General features: G+C 69.1%; 3 protein-coding genes. All 3 read right to left on the reverse strand.

The window, feature by feature from the left end; genetic code table 11:
- The coding region (locus I0Q12_RS17275; protein ID WP_197253063.1) for an acetyl/propionyl/methylcrotonyl-CoA carboxylase subunit alpha at positions 1-1,776 on the reverse strand (1,776 nt) is incomplete at its 3' end.
- Between the two features lie 186 nt (positions 1,777-1,962).
- Positions 1,963-2,376 carry a SufE family protein gene (locus tag I0Q12_RS17280; protein WP_197253064.1) on the reverse strand — a complete coding sequence of 138 codons (414 nt, stop codon included), beginning with the start codon at positions 2,374-2,376 and terminating at the stop codon, positions 1,963-1,965.
- Positions 2,373-2,715, reverse strand: a 343-nt coding sequence (locus tag I0Q12_RS33105; RefSeq protein ID WP_269437635.1) for a sulfurtransferase, incomplete at its 5' end; no start/stop codon positions are given. The genes I0Q12_RS33105 and I0Q12_RS17280, both read right to left, overlap by 4 nt.

Genomic DNA, 2,715 nt, shown 5'->3' on the forward strand with positions numbered 1-2,715 from the left:
GAGCACCGTTCCCTGAGTGATGGCAGCACCCGGCTCGACGGCCAGGCCGGTCACGACACCGGCCTTGTGCGCGGTGACCGGGTTCTCCATCTTCATGGCCTCGAGGACGGCGATCAGATCGCCCTCGGCGACCTCCTGGCCCTCGGTGACCGCGACCTTGACGACGGTGCCCTGCATCGGCGCGGTCACGGCGTCGCCGGACGCCTTGCCACCGTGGGCGCCGCCACGCTTGCGGGCCTTCGGCTTCTTGCGGGTGGCACCGGCCGCGCCGCCACCACCGCCGAGCGAGAACTGGCCGGGCAGGGACACCTCGACGCGACGGCCACCGACCTCGACGACGACGTTCTGACGCGGCAGGGCCTCGTCCTCGTCGTCGATGGCACCGGCACCCGCATAGGGCTCGATGGTGTTCTCCCACTCGGTTTCGATCCACTTGGTGTAGACGTCGAACTTCTCGCCGTCACCCACGAAGGCCGGGTTCTCGACGATGTGCCGGTGGAACGGGATGACCGTGGCGAGGCCGTCGACCTCGAACTCGGCGAGGGCGCGGCGAGCGCGCTGCAGCGCCTGCTCGCGGGTCTCGCCGGTGACGATCAGTTTGGCGAGCATCGAGTCGAACTGGCCGCCGATGACGTCACCCTGCACGACGCCGGAGTCGACGCGCACGCCCGGGCCCGAGGGCTCCTTGTAGACGGCGATCGGGCCGGGGGCGGGGAGGAAGCCGCGACCGGCGTCCTCACCGTTGATGCGGAACTCGAAGGAGTGGCCGCGCGGCGTCGGGTCTTCCTTGATCTCGAGCTCTTCCCCGTTGGCGATGCGGAACTGCTGACGCACGAGGTCGATGCCGGCGGTCTCCTCGGTGACCGGGTGCTCGACCTGCAGGCGGGTGTTGACCTCGAGGAACGAGACGGTGTCGCCCTGCACCAGGTACTCGACGGTGCCGGCGCCGTAGTAACCGGCCTCGCGGCAGATGGCCTTGGCGGACTCGTGGATGCGCTTGCGCTGCTCGTCGGTCAGGAACGGCGCGGGCGCCTCCTCGACGAGCTTCTGGAAGCGGCGCTGCAGCGAGCAGTCGCGGGTGCCGGCGACGACGACGTTGCCGTGCTGGTCGGCGATGACCTGCGCCTCGACGTGGCGGGCCTTGTCCAGGTACTGCTCGACGAAGCACTCGCCGCGGCCGAAGGCGGCGATCGCCTCGCGGGTGGCCGACTCGAACAGCTCGGGGATCTCCTCGATGGTCTGCGCGACCTTCATACCGCGACCGCCGCCGCCGAAGGCCGCCTTGATCGCGACCGGCACGCCGTACTGCTTGGCGAACTCGACGACCTCGTCGGCGTTCTTGACCGGGTCCTTGGTGCCCGCGGCCATCGGCGCGTTGGCGCGCTCGGCGATGTGGCGGGCGGTGACCTTGTCGCCGAGGTCGCGGATGGACTGCGGCGAGGGGCCGATCCAGATCAGGCCGGCGTCGATCACGGCCTGGGCGAAGTCGGCGTTCTCGGACAGGAAGCCGTAGCCGGGGTGGATCGCGTCGGCGCCGGACTTCTTCGCGGCGTCGAGGATCTTGTCGAAGACCAGGTAGGACTCGGCCGACGTCTGGCCGCCGAGCGCGAACGCCTCGTCGGCGAGCTTCACGAACTGCGCATCCGCGTCGGGCTCGGCGTAGACGGCTACGCTGCCGTAACCGGCGTCCTTGGCAGCTCGGATGACCCGCACAGCGATCTCGCCGCGGTTGGCGACGAGCACTTTCGTGATGTGCGCGCTGGCATGACTGGGCACGGAGCCTCCTGTTGATCGATCGTTAGGTTATTGCCGTCACGGAGAGTGTAGGCGTCAATCCGATAGACGATGTAACCGGATAGCCCCTACACACTACGAGCAAGATCGAACCCCGCAACGTTACCGGCCGGTAGCCGAAACTGCACAGCGGCCCCCGGCGAGGTCGGGACAGCGCCTCCGGCGAGGTCAGGCCCGAAGATGCCGCTTGATCCGGGCGAGCATCGCGCTCATGCCGCGCAGCCGCAGCGGACTCACCACATCGGCCAGTCCGAGCGCCGAGTAGAAGTCGTCCGGCACATCGAGGATCTCCTGTGCGCTGAGCCCGTCGAGGCCCTGATGCAGGATCGATGCGAACCCCCGCGTGGTCGGCGCCTCCGGGGGAGCACTGAAATGCAGCCGCACCCGATCACGCTCCGACGAGTCGACGGACAGGAACAACGGCGACTGGCACTCGGGCACCGGTTCCATCGCGGCTTCCTCGAGTTCGGCCGGGAGGGGCGGAAGCTCCCGGCTGAACTCGAGGAGCAGCTGCAGCTTGTCCTGACCGGTGACGGCGGCGAAGTCGTCGACGATCTCGACGAGCGCGGAGGGCAGGCTCATCGGGCGGGCGCTTCCCCGGGCTCTTCGCCCTTGACGATCGGCACGCGCACCGCGTTGCCCCACTCCGTCCACGAACCGTCGTAGTTGCGGACGTTCTGGTAGCCGAGCAGGTGTGTGAGCACGAACCACGTGTGGCTGGACCGCTCACCGATGCGGCAGTAGGCGATCACATCCGCGTCGCGGGAGATGTCCGCGTAGATCTCGTCGAGTTCGGCGCGGGAACGGAACCGGCCGTCCGGCGCCGCGGCCTTCGCCCACGGGATGGACACCGCGGTGGGGATGTGGCCGCCGCGCAGGGCACCTTCCTCCGGGTAGTCCGGCATGTGGGTGCGCTCGCCG

It is taken from the genome of Rhodococcus sp. CX (genome assembly GCF_015865005.1).
Taxonomy (GTDB): Bacteria; Actinomycetota; Actinomycetes; order Mycobacteriales; family Mycobacteriaceae; genus Rhodococcus.

Coding starts and splice junctions, on each gene's coding strand:
- I0Q12_RS17280 (WP_197253064.1), bottom strand. CDS start 2,376: ATGAGCCTGCCCTCCGCGCTCGTCGAGATCGTCGACGACTTCGCCGCC.